General features: G+C 47.5%; 10 protein-coding genes. 5 read left to right on the top strand and 5 right to left on the bottom strand.

What is annotated here, in order from left to right; all coding sequences use genetic code 11:
- Positions 1 to 4 precede the first annotated feature (4 nt).
- Positions 5 to 1,375 carry an MATE family efflux transporter gene (locus tag ACFQ3W_RS04690; RefSeq protein WP_379317104.1) on the bottom strand — a complete coding sequence of 457 codons (1,371 nt, stop codon included), beginning with the start codon at positions 1,373 to 1,375 and terminating at the stop codon, positions 5 to 7.
- A gap of 340 nt (positions 1,376 to 1,715) precedes the next feature.
- On the opposite strand from ACFQ3W_RS04690, the gene ACFQ3W_RS04685 reads away from it, so the two are divergent.
- Positions 1,716 to 3,419: an alpha-amylase family glycosyl hydrolase gene (locus ACFQ3W_RS04685; protein ID WP_379317102.1), complete on the top strand. Its 1,704-nt coding sequence runs from the start codon at positions 1,716 to 1,718 to the stop codon at positions 3,417 to 3,419.
- Between the two features lie 237 nt (positions 3,420 to 3,656).
- Here ACFQ3W_RS04685 and ACFQ3W_RS04680 read toward each other — a convergent pair whose 3' ends face one another.
- From ACFQ3W_RS04680 to ACFQ3W_RS04665, 4 genes are all read right to left on the bottom strand, one after another.
- Positions 3,657 to 5,723 carry a methyl-accepting chemotaxis protein gene (locus ACFQ3W_RS04680; protein WP_379317100.1) on the bottom strand — a complete coding sequence of 689 codons (2,067 nt, stop codon included), beginning with the start codon at positions 5,721 to 5,723 and terminating at the stop codon, positions 3,657 to 3,659.
- Positions 5,724 to 5,853: 130 nt separating this feature from the next.
- Positions 5,854 to 6,699 carry a sugar ABC transporter permease gene (locus tag ACFQ3W_RS04675; protein ID WP_379317098.1) on the bottom strand — a complete coding sequence of 282 codons (846 nt, stop codon included), beginning with the start codon at positions 6,697 to 6,699 and terminating at the stop codon, positions 5,854 to 5,856.
- Entirely contained in the window at positions 6,696 to 7,994 is a 1,299-nt protein-coding gene (locus ACFQ3W_RS04670; RefSeq protein ID WP_379317096.1) for a sugar ABC transporter permease, read from the bottom strand. Before ACFQ3W_RS04670 ends, ACFQ3W_RS04675 begins: the two co-directional genes overlap by 4 nt.
- Positions 7,995 to 8,093: 99 nt before the next feature.
- Positions 8,094 to 9,419 (bottom strand): sugar ABC transporter substrate-binding protein, encoded by a 1,326-nt coding sequence (locus ACFQ3W_RS04665; RefSeq protein WP_379317094.1) that lies wholly within the window; start codon positions 9,417 to 9,419, stop codon positions 8,094 to 8,096.
- 788 nt (positions 9,420 to 10,207) lie between these two features.
- Here ACFQ3W_RS04665 and ACFQ3W_RS04660 point away from each other — a divergent pair.
- The 4 genes from ACFQ3W_RS04660 (at position 10,208) to ACFQ3W_RS04645 (ending at position 16,411) form a co-directional block, all read left to right on the top strand.
- Positions 10,208 to 11,953: an alpha-glycosidase gene (locus ACFQ3W_RS04660; protein WP_379317092.1), complete on the top strand. Its 1,746-nt coding sequence runs from the start codon at positions 10,208 to 10,210 to the stop codon at positions 11,951 to 11,953.
- Positions 11,954 to 12,212: 259 nt separating this feature from the next.
- Positions 12,213 to 13,247, top strand: a complete 1,035-nt coding sequence (locus tag ACFQ3W_RS04655; protein ID WP_379317090.1) for a LacI family DNA-binding transcriptional regulator — start codon at positions 12,213 to 12,215, stop codon at positions 13,245 to 13,247.
- A 102-nt stretch (positions 13,248 to 13,349) separates the two neighbouring features.
- Positions 13,350 to 14,012 carry a beta-phosphoglucomutase gene (gene pgmB / locus ACFQ3W_RS04650; protein WP_379317088.1) on the top strand — a complete coding sequence of 221 codons (663 nt, stop codon included), beginning with the start codon at positions 13,350 to 13,352 and terminating at the stop codon, positions 14,010 to 14,012.
- A gap of 80 nt (positions 14,013 to 14,092) precedes the next feature.
- Positions 14,093 to 16,411: a glycoside hydrolase family 65 protein gene (locus ACFQ3W_RS04645; protein ID WP_379317227.1), complete on the top strand. Its 2,319-nt coding sequence runs from the start codon at positions 14,093 to 14,095 to the stop codon at positions 16,409 to 16,411.
- Positions 16,412 to 16,535: the final 124 nt, after the last annotated feature.

The following is a 16,535-nucleotide window of genomic DNA, read 5'->3' as shown; positions in this document are numbered from 1 at the left end:
TCCCTTAAAAAGGACTTCCACTTACCGTATGACCGCTGCCGATCAGTTCCATGCTTTCCCAACGTCTTGATTTCCAGCGCCGCCGCAGCAGCCAGGTTTTCAGCCATTCGTCGGCAATAAACGCGAGGTATACGCCTACCATTCCCCACCCCACGAGCACTCCCAGTACATACGACAGGAAGACACTAACGAGCCACACGGACGAAACGCTGATATATACCGGGGTTTTCACGTCTCCCGCCGCGCGGAGCGCATTGACCATAATCAGATTCCCGGCACGGCCGGACTCGAGCAGGACCGAAAGCCAAAGCAGGTACATCCCCTGCCGAATAATCAATTGATCGTCCGTAAAGAGGCCTATCAGAAAACTTGAGCCTAGCGCAATCAATAGCGCCGATCCTGCGGAAATAAGTGCAGCCATCCTGACATAACGCCTACCTTTTTGAAAAGCCTCATCAAACAGCTTCGCCCCGATTAACCGGCCAATGACGATTTCCGTAGCCAGCGCCAAGGACAATGTAAACAGGTTGTTGAACATACCGATATTTTGTGCGTAAATTTTGGCCGATAACGCCTGCGTACCTAGGAGCGCAATAAACGAAGTAATGCAAAGCTGTGCCATCGTGGAAAAGAAGCTTTCCCCCGCTGTAGGAATACCGATTTTGAACAGTCCGCCGGCATAAGCACGGATCGACCGGGGACTTACCATATTCCAATGCCACGAAAATCCGGTCTTCATGATCAGAAGTAAGGTCAGTAAAACAAGGCCGGCAATGCGGGCCGTCAGCGTAGACAGCGCTACCCCCGATACTCCGGAAAATGGAGGCGGAAATGAACCGTACAATACGAAATAATTGCCCACCAGATTGATGACGTTCATGCCAAGCGCGACATACATCGTAATACGGGTCATCCCATAGCTGCGAAGAATCGTCGCCATCGTCAATCTGACCGCTTCGATAAAGGCAAACCCCCCGGTAATTTGCAGAAAAGTCGAAGCATCCGGAAGCACCTCCACAGGAAGGTTCATGAAGCGGAATAGCACCGGGCCTCCTGCATAGAGCAGCAAGCTAATGGCTAGACCGAACAGTAAATTCAGTACAATCGCTACCGCGGCCACCTCTGAAGCCGACTGCTCACGCCGCGCTCCTATGTACTGTGCAATCAAGATACTGGTGCCTGCGGACACGACATTGAACATTAAATTGACGAAAAAGATGATTTGATTGGCCACCCCTACGGCGGCAACGGCCTGATCGGAATAATGGCTGAGCATAAACGTATCGATGTTACCCATCAGCATTCCGAGCAGCATTTCCACAAATATCGGCCAGGTTAGTGCGAATAGGGACAGCTTTTTTCCGGCTTCGTTCACAGAGCAGACACCTCCTAATTATCCTAAAATTTCAATTCTATCCTGATCATATAAGATAATAAGGAAAAATAAAACGTTTGCACATTAAAAATACTGCTTATTTTCTAAAAAAAGTCCGAGTCCTGATACAACAGATGAATTTTTGAGTTGTTCTGCATTGTAATAGTGGATAATAGCAAGTAATCATTAATATTACGCTGATATTTGTTGATTTTCTCAAGTAAACCGAGTGAAAAAGCAATATTCATCTATTTTCGCTTGTGCAAACGTTTTAATTATTAAGCGTAGTCAGGTATGATGGTGAAAAGACGATACTTTTATATAAAAGGATGGATTGCATATGCGCGTACCCAAAAGCCCCACCCTCCGGCCGTTTTCAAAACGGATTGGAAGCGCTATCCTGGCACTGCTGCTCCTTGCCGGATGTACAGGAGAGCCTGGCAGAAGCAACGCCCCTGCAGGTTCAGCTGCGGATTCCGGCCATGCCTCCAACAATCAAGCACAGGCGAATTCGGCACAGCCGGCGTCCCAAGCTGTGGACACGCAGCCGTCCAGCGTGTACTATGAGGTCTTTGTCCGCTCCTTCTATGACTCGAATGGAGACGGCATCGGCGACTTTAAAGGACTAACGCAAAAGCTCGATTACTTAAATGACGGCAACCCCGATACGAATGATGACCTTGGTGTTGAAGGGATCTGGCTCATGCCGATTCAGCCTTCTCCAAGCTATCACGGCTATGACGTGAAAGATTATCGCAGCATTAATCCCGACTACGGAACGATGGAAGACTTTCAAAAGTTTCTTGACGAAGCCCACAAACGGGGAATCAAGGTCATCATGGATCTGGTCGTCAACCACACTGCTAAATCGAACCCTTGGTTCGTAGAGTCCGCCAAGAACAAAGACAGCAAATATCGTAACTGGTATATCTGGGCGGAAGATCAAAAACGTGGCACCGGCGGCACGAGCGCTGCAGGTAGCGGAAGTCCGTGGCATGCTCTGCTTGGCAGCCACTATCTCGGTATTTTTTGGGACGGAATGCCTGACCTCAACTTCGATAACCAGGAGGTCCGTGATGAAATGAAGGATATCGGGCGTTTCTGGCTGAAGCAGGGTGTGGATGGCTTTCGGCTGGATGCGGCCAAACACATCTATGAGGATTTAATGAGCGATAAAGGTAAGAAAACAACGGAGAAAAACGTAGCCTGGTGGCAGGAATTCCGCAGCGGTCTGAATGAAGTGAATAAAGACGCCTACCTCGTCGGGGAGATTTGGGATCCTTCGGCCACTCTCATCGCACCGTATTTGGATAAGGCACTAGACTCCGGATTTAACTTCAGCGAAGCCGAAACGATTGTCCAATCGGTAAAAAGCGAAAAGGACGGCAATCTCGGTTTTACCCTGGAGCGAATCTACAAATTGTATGGTGAAAAATCAGGCGGACATTTTGTCGATGCTACGTTTTTGACGAATCACGACCAGAACCGGGTCATGAGCCAGCTGGACGGGGACCTTAATCATGCCAAAATGGGGGCCAGCCTCCTGCTGACGCTTCCCGGAAATCCGTTTATTTATTACGGAGAAGAAATTGGTATGCTTGGCGTTAAGCCGGATGAGCATATTCGCGAGCCTATGCAGTGGCAGCCTGGAGGTGCCCAAGGGCAAACGACCTGGGAAATGGCAACAAACAATCCTGGCAAACCTGGCTCTACCGTTAAAGAACAAATCGCAGATCCAAAATCGCTGCTGTCCCATTACCGCAATATGATACGCTTAAGAAACAGCATTCCAGCTTTAAAAGAAGGAGCTATTCGGGAATATACGACTGGTCTTCCCGGGATTACCGCCTTTGTTCGATATACCGAGAAACAGTCGGTGCTCGTCGTCCACAATTTGACCGGGAGCAGTCAAACGGTTCCATTAAGCTCCGAATCCAATCAGGATGGCAGCTTTAGCAAAATACTGAAATCGACCGATGCGAGCGCTGCCCTTAGCGGGGATAAGCTGACGATCCCGGCTTATACTACGGTGATTTTGGAGTAAATAAAAACAAAAGCCTTAATAGCACTAAGCATAAACAGCAAAAGAGAATAACGACCTCGGGCCGCTCTTGTCCGCCACTTGTTCCTGATTAGACTTGGATGTTGACAAGTGGCTCCCAAATGCGGGCGTAAACTCCCTCCGGTTCGTTATTCTCTTTCTTGATGCCTAAAAAAAGATGCTGTCCCTCGAAAAGATCGAGGGACAGCTTGAAATTTATGCAACGAACAGTCAATCGGGTTAGGCCAAGTCTACCTGGAATGCGCCTAAGGACTCCTTAAGCGATGCCGCCAGCTCCTCGAGACGATTGGAAAGCTGGACTAGCTCCTCGCTTACTTGATGTTGGTCTGCCGCCATGGATGCGACCTCTTGGGTTGATGCATTTGTTTGCTCAACAACTGAAGAGATGCTGGTCAGAAAATCGCGCATTACCGATTGCGAATGGTTCAGCTCTTCAACCGAGGCTGAAGATTGATGAATATGCAAAACGAACTTTTCCATCTCTTGCTTAACATTTTTGAAAATGGATGCCGCTTCCTTTACTGAGTTCAACTGCGCCGCAAACATCGGCGAGATGCTTAAAAGCACTTCTACCGTATTCCCGATCGTCTCCTGAATCTCCTCGGTCACTGCGGAAACCGTCTCAATGGAATGGCCTGACTGGGTAGCAAGCCGACGGATTTCTTCGGCGATAACTATAAAGCCCTTCCCGGCTTCCCCGGCCCTCGAAGCCTCGATTGAGGCATTGAGCGACAATATATTGGTCTGCTTGGTAATGTCCACCATCGGCGCTAATATGCTTTTTATCGAATCAGTACTTTTCGTCAGCTTTCCGGAATTTTCTTCAATTAGCCCTGTCAATCGGGAAACAGCCTCCGTTTTCTCAACAAGCTGCTCCATGTACTGCTGACCGGTTTGACTTACTGCGATGATGCGGGCAGCAGATTCGTTCATTGACGTGTTCGAAGCATTAACCTGACTCACTCGTTTTCCAACCTCTTCAACAAGCATCGTACCGTTCTCCGCTTCATCAGCCAAACTAGCTGCTCCTTGGGCAATTTCACCTGCGGCTCCGGCCATTTCCCCGGCGGCTGAGGAAGTATCTTTCGAAGTACGGGTAAGCTGCTCTGCCGTTACCAGAAGCTCCTGAGTTGAACCATTTGTACGCTCCACCAGCTTCGAAATTTGCTCCAGCATACTATTGAAGCTGTGACCCAGTCGGCCGATTTCGTCTCGCCCTTTAAAATGGGTTCGTACGCTTAAATTCCCCCGTTCCCCCTCTTCCATAAGCCGGCACAGCTTGTCCAATGGCCGCCCAACCATTCGCAGCAGGATATATCCGATTAAGACGGCAACGATGACGGCGCACCCCAGGACATACAACGTCACATAGATCAGCTTGTCCGCAGCGCTCAGGAAGTCGCTCTCGGGAGCAAAGCCCATGATACGCCAATCGGCAGTCTTCAGTGGCTTATACACGACAAGTTGTTTTACACCATGTTCATCCTTTGTACGGAATGATGAGGAGCCACTGCTCTCCTGAAGCTTCTGAGCAAGCTTGATCGTTGAAACAGATTCCAGCAGATCACCGTTCACAGCATGAACGATTTTGTTATCCGCCGTAAGAACTCTTACCTCCCCGGATTTTCCGATTTTCAAATTGGATAAAATATCGCCGAACGATTTCTCTCTAATCTCGAACAGCAAAAAGTATTCTGCTTCCGGATGCTTCATGTTTCGTAGCAGTCTGCCCATCGTGACCGTCGGTTCCGTGTAGGCGTCGAAAAAGCCCTTTTTTAACGCTGGAAACCATACAGGGCGACCGTCGGCTTCCAGTATTGTCTTTACCCTACTCTCAACATTGGCATCCGTACGAATCCCGCTCACGCCGGAGGATTTGTACGATTCCGCCTCCTGAACACTTTTTGCAACCAGCCTTACCCCCTGCAAACGTTCATCCGATCCCTTAAGGGCATCCAGCTTTTTACGAATCCGATCCTCGGCCTGCACTTTTTCAACGGTCCCGATTCCCGGCTTGTTAACGGTTTCCAGATCACTTTTTAAAGCCTGGTCAACCGCCAGCTGCCTTGAGAGCGACTCATACTCCGCAAACATAAAATCAAGCTTGTCCGCTGCCTGCTCAATCGCCTGTGAAGAAGCAGAGGCAACCTGCTCCCGTATAATCTCTTTGGACATCGAATAAGAGCTAAATCCAAGCCCCCCTGATAACGCCACAACTGTCGCAAACAGAATAACAAATAGTTTCATCCCTACCGAATTCATCCGAATTAGGCCACGAAACTTCATTGATGTTCCCCCTCTATATATGTACCATTAGCTTCCTCAACCCTATTTTTGGAACAAAAAAGGTATAGACGCTCAGAAAAACTGAGGCTATACCCAGATGTCTCGTTCAATTTTCCAAAGACAATCACCGTTATCCTTTGCTTGCTCCTGAAGTCAACCCACTGACAAGTAGCCGTTGCAGGAACATGAACAAAATGGTAATTGGCAAAGCGATCAATACAGCACCCGCGGCAAACAGTGTAAAATTCGAGTTCTGGTTACTGCTGACCATGTCCCACATACCTACCGCAAGCGTCCAATTTTCCTTCGTGCGCAGCACCAGCCGAGCGAAAATAAAGTCTACCCATGGACCGACAAATTGGGTTAACGCCATATACGTCAGCATTGGCTTGGACAGCGGAATAATAATTCGTCTGAAAATCATAAAGTTGCTGGCCCCGTCAATACGCGCTGCTTCGTCAAGTGACCGGGGAATCGTATCGAGGAACCCTTTAGCGATAAAGGTTCCTTGCAGTGGTGCCCCCGCTGCATAAACGATGATAAGGGCAATATGGGTATCCAGCAGGTGCAGTTCTCTGAGAAGCAGATAGATGGCAATCATACTCATAAAGCCAGGGAACATGCCCAGGACCAGCAGTCCTGACAGTGCTGTCTTCCGTCCGCGGAACCGGAACCGGGAGACCGCGTAGCTCGTGAGGAGCGTCAGCAGCACGCCCAGCAGCATAGAGAACGTTGCTATTTTCAGCGTATTCATGTACCAGTGGCCAAACAGGTACGTTTCCGAAGTAAACAGTTCATGATAATGCTCTAAAGTAAACTGTTCCGGAATCAGCGTATCACTGTAGAGCGATTTGCCTGGACGAAATGAGCCAAGTACGACCCAAAGCACCGGATATACGGCACAGATGCAGAGAATGACGAGCATAATATAGCTCAACGTCAACCGAATGTTTTTTCTTATTTTCATGCCGCTCATTGGATCATATCCTCCTCTTTAAACGACTTGGTTCTCCGGTAGTTGTAGATAGAGAAAGAGGCGATAATCAAGAAAATGATGATCCCGATGGCGGAAGCCATGTTGTATCTGTTCTGATTAAGTGTCAGTTTGTATAGCCAGGTAACCAGCAGATCGGTTGCTCCAGCATATTGGTAATCCCCTTTGACCGGATCTCCTCCTGTCAGCAGGAAAATCGCGTTAAAGTTGTTGATGTTGCCGGCGAATTGCATAATGAGCGTTGGCGCCGTAGTGAACAGCACCATCGGAAGCGTGACGATTTTGAATTTTTGGAAGCCGGTAGCCCCATCTACCTCGGCGGCTTCGTACATATCCTTCGGAATCGTCGTCAATACACCTAGAATAAGCAGCATCGATACCGGAATACCAACCCACATGTTTACTACGATAACCGTTACCTTCGCCCAGAAGGGATCGGTTAGCCACGGTAAACCGTCAAGGCCGAAATATCCTAAATACTGGTTAATCGGCCCGAATTGTCCGTTAAACATATTTCTCATAACGAGCAGCGAAATAAGCTGTGGAACCGCGTACGGGAGAATTAGAATCGTTCTCCACAGCCCTTTGAACCGGACGCCCTGCTGATTAATGAGCAAAGCGACCAATAGTCCACCGAAGTAAGTGGTAACCGTCGACAATATCGCCCAAACGATCGTCCAGGTTAATACTCCATAGAACGTATGGCTCCACGTTTTGAGCGCGACCAAATTTTTAAACGTTTCAAATCCGACCCAATCGACGAGCATGGCCGGCGGAATATGCTTAGGTGCCGAATAGTTGGTGAAGGCCAGCATAATCATGAAGATAATCGGCATTACGGTAAAGAACAATATCCCTATTGTAGGAATGGTTAAAAATGCAACCGCAAATTTATAGTCAAGCACATAGCGTATAGACTGCAAGAAATTGTTCGGCTTCTTGCCAAGGTCTCTCTCCTGACCAATTTTGCGTGCATCTCTTACATTCATAATGTAAATAATGACAAAAACAGCCAAGAATAATATGGTTATTAAGCTTTGAATCATAATGAAAATAGAATGATCCCAGTGTCCATTCATATTCTTGGGCGTTCTTGGCGTTTCCCCGAGCGTCACGATACCCCAAATCGCTTTATATAAGTTGTTAATAAAATAGGTGAGCCCTAAAGCCTCGAGCAGTAAAAATATCAATCCCTTAATGTACTGGCGATTATATACTTGACCAAGTCCCATACATAGAACTGACAAAATCGTGGCTTTATTTTTATGTCGGTCCATTTGTCTTTCTTCTCCTCTCCCTTGGGAACTTGAGGAATTACCCGCCGCTTTAAGGAAGCGGCGGGTAATTCCATCCCATCTGGGTGATGACAAGCGCGATTACTTGCTAGCCCCGTTGTTCAAATCCTGAATTTGTTTGATTGCTTTTTCCATAGCTGTTTTCGGATCTGCATTGTTGTTCCAGATTTCCGGCAAGGCAGCGTTCAGAGGAGCCCAAACGTTGGCCATTTCAGGAATGGAAGGCATTGGCTGAGAATTTTTCGCTTGCTCTGCAAAAGCGGAGACAAAAGGATCATTTTTAATTTGATCGGATTCCAGTGCTTCCAGGTTAGTCGGAACAGCGCCAACTTTAGAGTTTAGCAAAAGCTGTGCGTCTTTCGAAGAAGCAAAGTTTGCAAACAATTTTGCCGCATTTGGATACTTCGTAAAGGAGTTAACGACCCAAATTTTGATACCGGAGAACGTAATAGCCGTTTTACCGTCTACAGATGGATATGGAGCCAAGCCCAGCTTGTCGCCAAGAGCTTTCTTATAACCAGCAAGTTCCCAAGGACCGTTAATATCCATCGCAGCATCGCCTTTATTGAACAAGCTGCGTTTGATATCCGGAGTGATATCGCCAGTATTGACTGGAAGAATTTCCTTCAAGCTTTTATACACGTTCAAGCCTTGAATTGCACCGTCGTTAGCCAGACCCATGTCGTCTTTATTTGTACCGTTGTCGCCGAACATATAGCCGCCGGTGCTGGCAATGAACGGATAGTTGAAGTACAGGTTCCCGGTTTCCCACATAATCCCGTATTTGTTTTTCGCTTTATTGGTGAAAGTCTTACTGAAGGCAATAACATCTTTAAAATCCTTCGGTGCTTCCTTCACGAGCGATTTGTTATAGAACAATGCCATCGTTTCAGCGGCCCGAGGGTAACCGTAAAGCGTGCCGTCATATGTAGACCCTTGAACGGCTGCTTCCGTGTTTTCCTTCTTCGTTTGTTCCGCAAACACATCGTTCGCTAAGAGCAAGCCCGATGTTGCCGCATTCCCTAAGTGGTCATGTGGAATGACCAATACGTCAGCAGCAAGTCCGGACGGACCATCTTGCGTCAGCTTACCAACTTGATCCGGAGGAGCTACTTCCTCAATTTTCACTTTAACGCCATATTTATCAGTAAACTGCTTTGCAATCTCATCCGTGAACGCTCTTTCGTCTTTACTTTCCCAAATTAGCAACTCAGCGCCATCTTCAGGTTTGATTTCATCGCCTGAGGCCTTGTCATTCGTGCTTGCATTTCCTTTATTTTCGGTTTGGTTTGTTGTTGCAGGTGTGTTCTTACTGTTGCCGCTGTTGCTGTTATTCGACCCGCAAGCCGTAATGGAAACAACCAGCGATAGTGCAGCGATTAAAGTCAGTATCTTTTTGGACTTCATAACAGTTAACCCCTCCTTGATTTGTATAGAAGTGCCTTCAGGCGTTGCGCAAACGATTTCAGAAAAAGAACTGAAGCTTACGTTATTAGTGGGATTTTATGCCTTTACACTCAGCTTTTTCGATTCGTAAGCGCTTTATCTACGCCTTCATAATACAACATGGTCGAGTCCTTGTAAAAACGTTTGCACATGATGTTTTTAGAGTATTTTGACCACTTTTCTTAAAAAAGCTCCTTTTTGCTCCCTCAATCGCAATTTCCCTTCATTTCGTATTTTGCCGAAGCTTGTCGTTTTAGGGTAACTTGTACCTTTTTTCTCTTATTCATTAAGCTCCCATTCATACTTTACCATCGTGCTTGCCTATATTCAAAGCTGCATGTTTTTAAGAAAAAACAGACAACTTGTGCAATGGTTTGAACAATGTTATAATCCACGAAGTTGAAACGAATACTATGTTTGTTTCGGTTCAAAATTTGAAGGCACTGTTATCGAAAGGTACATCCTCTGCCACTTCTTACTGGCCCGGGTGTGCTTTTTTTTCGATACAAGGAATTCCTTTGCGAGATCCACAAAACTTAAGCCTATGCTTCCGAAGCAAGTTTTGTTCGATGCTTTTCTTTGGGGCCTAGGCTCACAAAACTTAAGCCTACGCTTCCGAAGTAAGTTTTGTTCGATGCTTTTCTTCGGGGGCCTAGGCTCACAAAACTTAAGCCTACGCTTCCGAAGTAAGTTTTGTTCGATGCTTTTCTTCGGGGGCCTAGGCTCACAAAACTTTTAGGAGGTTTCACATGCTGCTAGAAGCGATTTATCATCGTCCAAAGCTCAATTGGACTTATGCTTACGATTACAAGACGCTTCATATACGGTTGCGTTCCAAGAAGAACGATCTAACGGAGGTTTACGCTTTCACCGGAGATAAATATATGTGGGACGAAAGCAAGGAGCTAGTCCCTATGCACCTTATGATCAGCGATGAAATGTTTGATTATTGGGAATGCGCCATTCAGCCCCCGCTGCGCAGAACTCGTTATGGATTTCTGCTCAAATCCGGCGATGAGCAAATTTGGATGACCGAAAGTGAATTTACGAAGGAACGGCCGGAAGGCCCTGAGCGTTTGTTTGAGTTTCCGTTCATTAACCCGATAGATGTGTTTACACCGCCGGAATGGGTGAAGGACGCGATTTTTTATCAAATCTTCCCGGAACGCTTTGCAAACGGCGACCGCAGCAATGACCCGGAGGGCGTACTCCCCTGGGGCGGCAAACCGGAGCGCGACAACTTTTTCGGCGGAGATCTGCAAGGGGTCATAGACCATCTTGATCATTTGAGCGAGCTAGGGATTACAGGCATCTATTTCACGCCGTTATTTGAGGCAACGACCAACCATAAGTACGATACTGCCGACTATATGAAAATCGACCCGCATTTCGGGGATGTAGCGACGATCAAAAAGCTCGTGAACGCTTGCCATGAGCGCGGAATTCGCGTTCTGTTCGACGCCGTGTTCAACCATTCTGGGAAAACCTTTGCACCGTTCGTCGATGTGATGGAAAAAGGTGAAAAATCCCGTTACAAAGACTGGTTCCATATCCGCGAATATCCGCTGCAGGTCAAAGACCATGTGCCGACTTATGACACGTTCGCCTTTGAACCGCTGATGCCGAAGCTAAATACAGAAAATCCCGAAGTGAAACAATATTTGCTAGAGGTTGCTGAATATTGGATCAAAGAAGTTGGCATCGACGGTTGGCGCCTTGACGTGGCTAACGAGGTGGATCACCATTTTTGGCGTGACTTCCGAAAAACCGTTAAAGCTGCTAACCCCGACGCCTATATTTTAGGAGAAATTTGGCATGAATCCTCCGCCTGGTTGCAAGGGGATCAATTCGACGCCGTCATGAACTACCCGTTCACCGAAGCCGTTCTGGACTTCGTCGTTCGCGGCAAGCTGGATGCCGAAGGATTTGCCAATGCAATTGGAAAACAGCTGTCGCGTTACCCTCAACAGGCTAGCGAAGTGGCCTTCAACCTGTTGGATTCCCATGATACGCCGCGTTTGCTGACCCTTTGCGAAGGCAATAAGGACAAAATGAAGCTGGCCGCGCTGTTCCAATTTACATATAGCGGGACTCCTTGCATTTACTATGGCGATGAAATCGGCCTGGATGGCGAGCAGGACCCGGACTGCCGCAAGTGCATGGAATGGGAACCGGAGCGTCAGGATCAAAACCTGTTCAAGTTTTATCAGAAGCTGATCGCTATTCGAAAGGAACTCGCGCCGCTGCGTACCGGTGCTTTGAAATTTTTGAGTGCTGAATCGGGTGGATCGAAGCTCGCATATGAACGAATTCTGAACGGTGAACGCGTGCTCGTCCTGCTCAACAACTATGATGCTGGGCAAACCTTTGAAATTTCCGTAGACGGTCAAATCTGGAAAGATGCTCTTAGTGAACAAACCTATAAAGCCGCTGAAGGAAAATTATCAGTTAAACTTTCTGCTTACGAGTATGCCGTGCTGACTGCGGCGAACTAAGATATACCGGGCTGTCCCTCTTGGGGTTCAGCCCCCTCCTACTAATAAAAAATAGAACGAGTACTCGGTGTGACATCATCTTTTCTAATCATGTAATGGCTATGTAAAGTCGAAGCGATGAATTTTGTCAAAATCGTATCGACAATTTCGCTTAAAAAGGCAAATCACCGTCTAGAAAAACGTTTGCACTATTTACTTTCAGCTATCTTTCGATTAATATTACAGTGTAAAGCAAACGGTTCCACAGAGGAGGTTTTTTATGGCTGTTACCATAAAGGATGTTGCCAAAAAGGCCGGAGTATCGCCCTCTACCGTGTCCCGGGTGCTGTCCAATCATCCAAGAATAAGTGCCGAAACTTCGCGAAAAGTCAAACTGATTATGGATCAGCTTGGATACCATCCGAACATGATGGCCAAAAGTCTGGTATCCAAAACGACAAACAGTATATGCATCATGTTGCCAAAGTCCGCTGAGGAGCTTTTCTCCAACTTCTTCTTTATGGAACTGATTCGCGGGATTGTTACTCAAGCAAGCCGCCTCGGTTATGACGTCCTGATTAGTTCGGGAGCCAATGAAAAAGAGGAAGTCGAAAGCGTATCCAGACTTTTAAACGGACGCCGGGTTGACGGGGTGATATTGCTATATTCGCGAACAAACGACCCTGTTATCGATTTTCTTCATGATGGCGGTCATCCGTTCGTACTTATCGGACGCAGTGAGCAGTATCCTGATATTTTGTCGGTCGATACGGATAACATCCAAGCTTCATATGACGCCACAAAGCATTTAATCGCTTTAGGACATGAGCGCATCGGATTCGTCAGTGGACCTCCGGAGCTCGTTGTGTCGAAAGACCGCTTAAAAGGTTACCAAGACGCCTTGAAAGATTCCGGGCTGGAATGTCGGCCTGAATGGATCGTTGAAGGCGAATTTTTGCAAGATAGCGGGTATCGGGCAATGTCATTTTTTATGAATCTCCCGGATCGCCCTACAGCGCTAGTGATGATTGATGACGTCGTTGCATTTGGCGTTTTGCGAGGCTTGCATGAACTGAAATATAAAGTGCCTGAAGATTTATGTCTGGTTAGCTTTAATAATATCCCGTTGTCTGAATTATCAACACCGCCGCTAAGCAGCATGGATATCGGGATATACAATCTGGGTTACACAGCTTCTCAGGTGTTGATCCAGTCTGTCCAGAACAACAGCGACAAGGTGTACCCGAAACGGCAAATCATTCCACACCGCCTCATGGTTCGTGACTCGTCCATGTACTCGGTGCCAAGGAAATAACCGCAGAGTAACTTTTATATCTGCAAAAAATAACTGAAGCCTACTGCTTCTTTTATTTTTTGAATTTTGTTCAAACGTTTGCGCTAAAAAGGGGGAGAGGTCATGACCTTAATCAAAGCATGTATTTTTGATCTAGACGGCGTGCTTGTTAATACCGCCAAATATCATTATTTAGCCTGGAAACGGCTCGCTGCCGAGCTTGGTTTCGAGTTTACCGAGCAGGATAACGAGCAGCTGAAAGGCGTGAGCCGGATGGCTTCCCTCGACATTTTGCTGGGGATCGGCAAGCTTAATCCGGATGAATCCACCAAACAGGAAATGGCCGAGCGAAAAAACAACTGGTATGTCGAGTCCATTTCAAAGATGGACCCTTCGGAAATTCTTCCGGGAGCTTTAGAGTTTTTGAATGAATGCCGGAGCCACGGCCTAAAAACTGCTCTCGGTTCGGCAAGTAAGAATGCAATGACGATTTTGAATAATACGGGACTTACCCCTTATTTTGATGCCATTATTGACGGCACCCGTACCTCAAGTGCCAAGCCAGATCCAGAGGTTTTCCTTCTCGGTGCAGAAGAGCTAGGTTTCTCACCGGCAGAGTGCGTCGTGTTTGAGGACGCCGAGGCGGGCATCGAAGCCGCGCGTCGTGCAGGTATGCGATGCGTAGGTATCGGCGGAGCGGAAACCTTAGGCAAAGCCGACCTCCTCATCTCCTCCCTCGAAGAAATGTCGGTAGACCGACTGCTTCGCGAGCTTGTTGTTTCCTGACAGACCGGGCATTTAAAAGGGATAAGGGTATTTTCCTAAATCATATATTTATTTAGAATCACCTAAAGGAGCCGGATATGATGAAACAATATTTAAAAGTGGATGAATGGTCAATCATTGAGGAATCATTTGATCCTACTAATCATGAAATCTCGGAAAGTGTTTTTAGCATCGGTAACGGATTTATGGGGCAACGTGCCAACTTTGAGGAGCAATACAGCGGTTCCTCCCTTCAAGGTAGCTATATGGCCGGGGTTTATTATCCTGACAAAACACGCGTTGGCTGGTGGAAAAACGGGTATCCAGAGTATTTTGCCAAGGTACTGAACAGCACGAACTGGATTGGCATTAACGTGTTTGTTGACGGTACGGCTTTAGATCTGGCGCAGTGTCAAGTTAAGGACTTTGTCCGGGAGCTTAACATGAAAGAAGGCTATTTGGCCCGCCGCTTTACCGCCGTACTCGCTGACGGCAAAGAGCTCGCGGTAGATGCTCTCCGTTTTGTAAGCATTGCACGCCATGAGATCGGTGCTATCCGCTATTCGGTCACCCCGCTGAACTTCTCTGGTGAAATTCGGTTCGTCCCTTACCTTGACGGGGATGTGAAGAACAAGGACTCCAACTATGAGGAGAAGTTCTGGCTGGAAGTCGAAAAGGCTGCAGGCGCTGACCTTTCCCACCTTACGCTCAAAACGAAAAAGCTCGACTTCCACGTCACTTCCGTAATGGCCTACGATGTTGTCAAAAACGGACAACGCTTGGAACTCTCGCCAGCCTTAACGGAGAAGGAAAAATACGTAGCCAGCGAAGTCGTAGTATCCGCCGCTCAAGGCGAAGAAGTTACGCTATACAAATACGTTGCTAATGTGACTTCCCGGAATCATGGGCTTGGCGAGCTGGTGGAGGCTGGTACGAAGGCCCTGCTCGAAGCGAAGCAAGCCGGGTTTGATCAACTGCTCGGCGAACAGGCGAATGCTTGGGCGGAGAAATGGAAGGAAAGCGACATCATTGTTGATGGCGATGCATCGGCGCAGCAAGCGATCCGCTTTAATATTTTCCAATTGAATCAAACCTACAGCGGCGAGGACGACCGTCTAAATATCGGACCGAAGGGCTTCACTGGGGAAAAATACGGCGGCAGCACCTACTGGGATACCGAAGCGTACTGCGTGCCATTTTACCTCAGCACTGCCGAGTCAGACATCGCTCGCAACCTGCTGATCTATCGCTACAAGCAATTGGAAAAGGCTAAGGAAAACGCCAAAAAGCTTGGCTTCTCCAAAGGCGCTCTTTATCCGATGGTAACGATGAACGGTGAGGAGTGCCATAACGAATGGGAAATTACGTTTGAAGAAATCCACCGGAACGGCGCGATTGCTTATGCTATTTTTAACTATGTAAATTATACAGGGGATAAATCGTATTTGGGCCAATACGGTCTTGAAGTACTCGTGGAAATCTCCCGTTTCTGGGAAGAACGTGTTAACTTCTCGGCGACTAAAGGCAAGTACGTCATGCTGGGCGTAACCGGTCCAAACGAATACGAAAACAATGTCAACAATAACTGGTACACGAACCGGATCGCCTCCTGGACGATGGAATATACGCTAGAGGTTCTGAATTACCTGAAAACGAACGAAAACAGCCATTATACCGCTCTTATCGATAAATTGCAGTTGAAGGACGAAGAGGTTAAGAAGTGGCAGGACGTTATCGAAAATATGTATTATCCGTATGATGAGGAACGCGGGGTATTCCTGCAGCAGGATGGCTTCCTGGACAAGGAGCTTATCGCCGTCAAGGATCTCGCACCGGAAAACCTGCCGATCAACCAAAACTGGTCATGGGACCGTATTCTTCGCTCCTGCTTCATCAAGCAAGCCGACGTGCTGCAAGGGCTGTATTTCCTCGGCGACCGCTACGATCTGGAGACGAAGAAACGCAACTTTGACTTCTATGAGCCGATGACGGTGCATGAGTCCTCCCTCTCCCCTTGTTTGCATGCAATTTTGGCCTGTGAGCTGGGCTACCAGGAAAAGGCTTATGAAATGTACCTGCGCACGGCCCGTCTGGACCTGGACAACTACAACAACGACACCGAGGATGGCTGCCATATTACAAGTATGGCCGGAACCTGGATGTCCATCGTCCAAGGCTTCGGAGGACTGCGCGTCCAAAATAATGAACTCGTACTGCGACCGTTCATTCCGTCGCACTGGAAGTCCTTCTCGTTTAAGGCGATGTTCCGCGGGGCGCGCCTGAAGGTAAACGTCACAGAGGACAGCATCATCGTTGTGAACGAAACGGACAGTCCGGCCGCTGTCCGCATTTACGACCAAAGCTACACTGTAGGTGGTAATGCGGAAATCAAAGCCGAAAGAATGTCTGTGACGATGTAAAAATGTAAGGCAAAAGTAATGCAAATATAAGGCAAAGGACAGAAACCTGCGGAAAGCATAGGTTCTGTCCTTTTTGGTTTGCTTATTTGTTAGTGGAACCAAAAATAAGGGTATATTTTGGCCT

Source organism: Paenibacillus puldeungensis, from assembly GCF_042678945.1.
GTDB classification, from domain to species: domain Bacteria; phylum Bacillota; class Bacilli; order Paenibacillales; family Paenibacillaceae; genus Fontibacillus; species Fontibacillus puldeungensis.
This window is presented reverse-complemented; position numbering and strand designations above follow the sequence as displayed.

Excerpts from the sequence above, each read along its gene's own strand:
- ACFQ3W_RS04685 (WP_379317102.1), top strand. The coding sequence starts at position 1,716 with ATGCGCGTACCCAAAAGCCCCACCCTCCGGCCGTTTTCAAAACGGATT.
- ACFQ3W_RS04680 (WP_379317100.1), bottom strand. The coding sequence starts at position 5,723 with ATGAAGTTTCGTGGCCTAATTCGGATGAATTCGGTAGGGATGAAACTA.
- ACFQ3W_RS04675 (WP_379317098.1), bottom strand. The coding sequence starts at position 6,699 with ATGAGCGGCATGAAAATAAGAAAAAACATTCGGTTGACGTTGAGCTAT.
- ACFQ3W_RS04670 (WP_379317096.1), bottom strand. The coding sequence starts at position 7,994 with ATGGACCGACATAAAAATAAAGCCACGATTTTGTCAGTTCTATGTATG.
- ACFQ3W_RS04665 (WP_379317094.1), bottom strand. The coding sequence starts at position 9,419 with ATGAAGTCCAAAAAGATACTGACTTTAATCGCTGCACTATCGCTGGTT.
- ACFQ3W_RS04660 (WP_379317092.1), top strand. The coding sequence starts at position 10,208 with ATGCTGCTAGAAGCGATTTATCATCGTCCAAAGCTCAATTGGACTTAT.
- ACFQ3W_RS04655 (WP_379317090.1), top strand. The coding sequence starts at position 12,213 with ATGGCTGTTACCATAAAGGATGTTGCCAAAAAGGCCGGAGTATCGCCC.
- pgmB (WP_379317088.1), top strand. The coding sequence starts at position 13,350 with ATGACCTTAATCAAAGCATGTATTTTTGATCTAGACGGCGTGCTTGTT.
- ACFQ3W_RS04645 (WP_379317227.1), top strand. The coding sequence starts at position 14,093 with ATGAAACAATATTTAAAAGTGGATGAATGGTCAATCATTGAGGAATCA.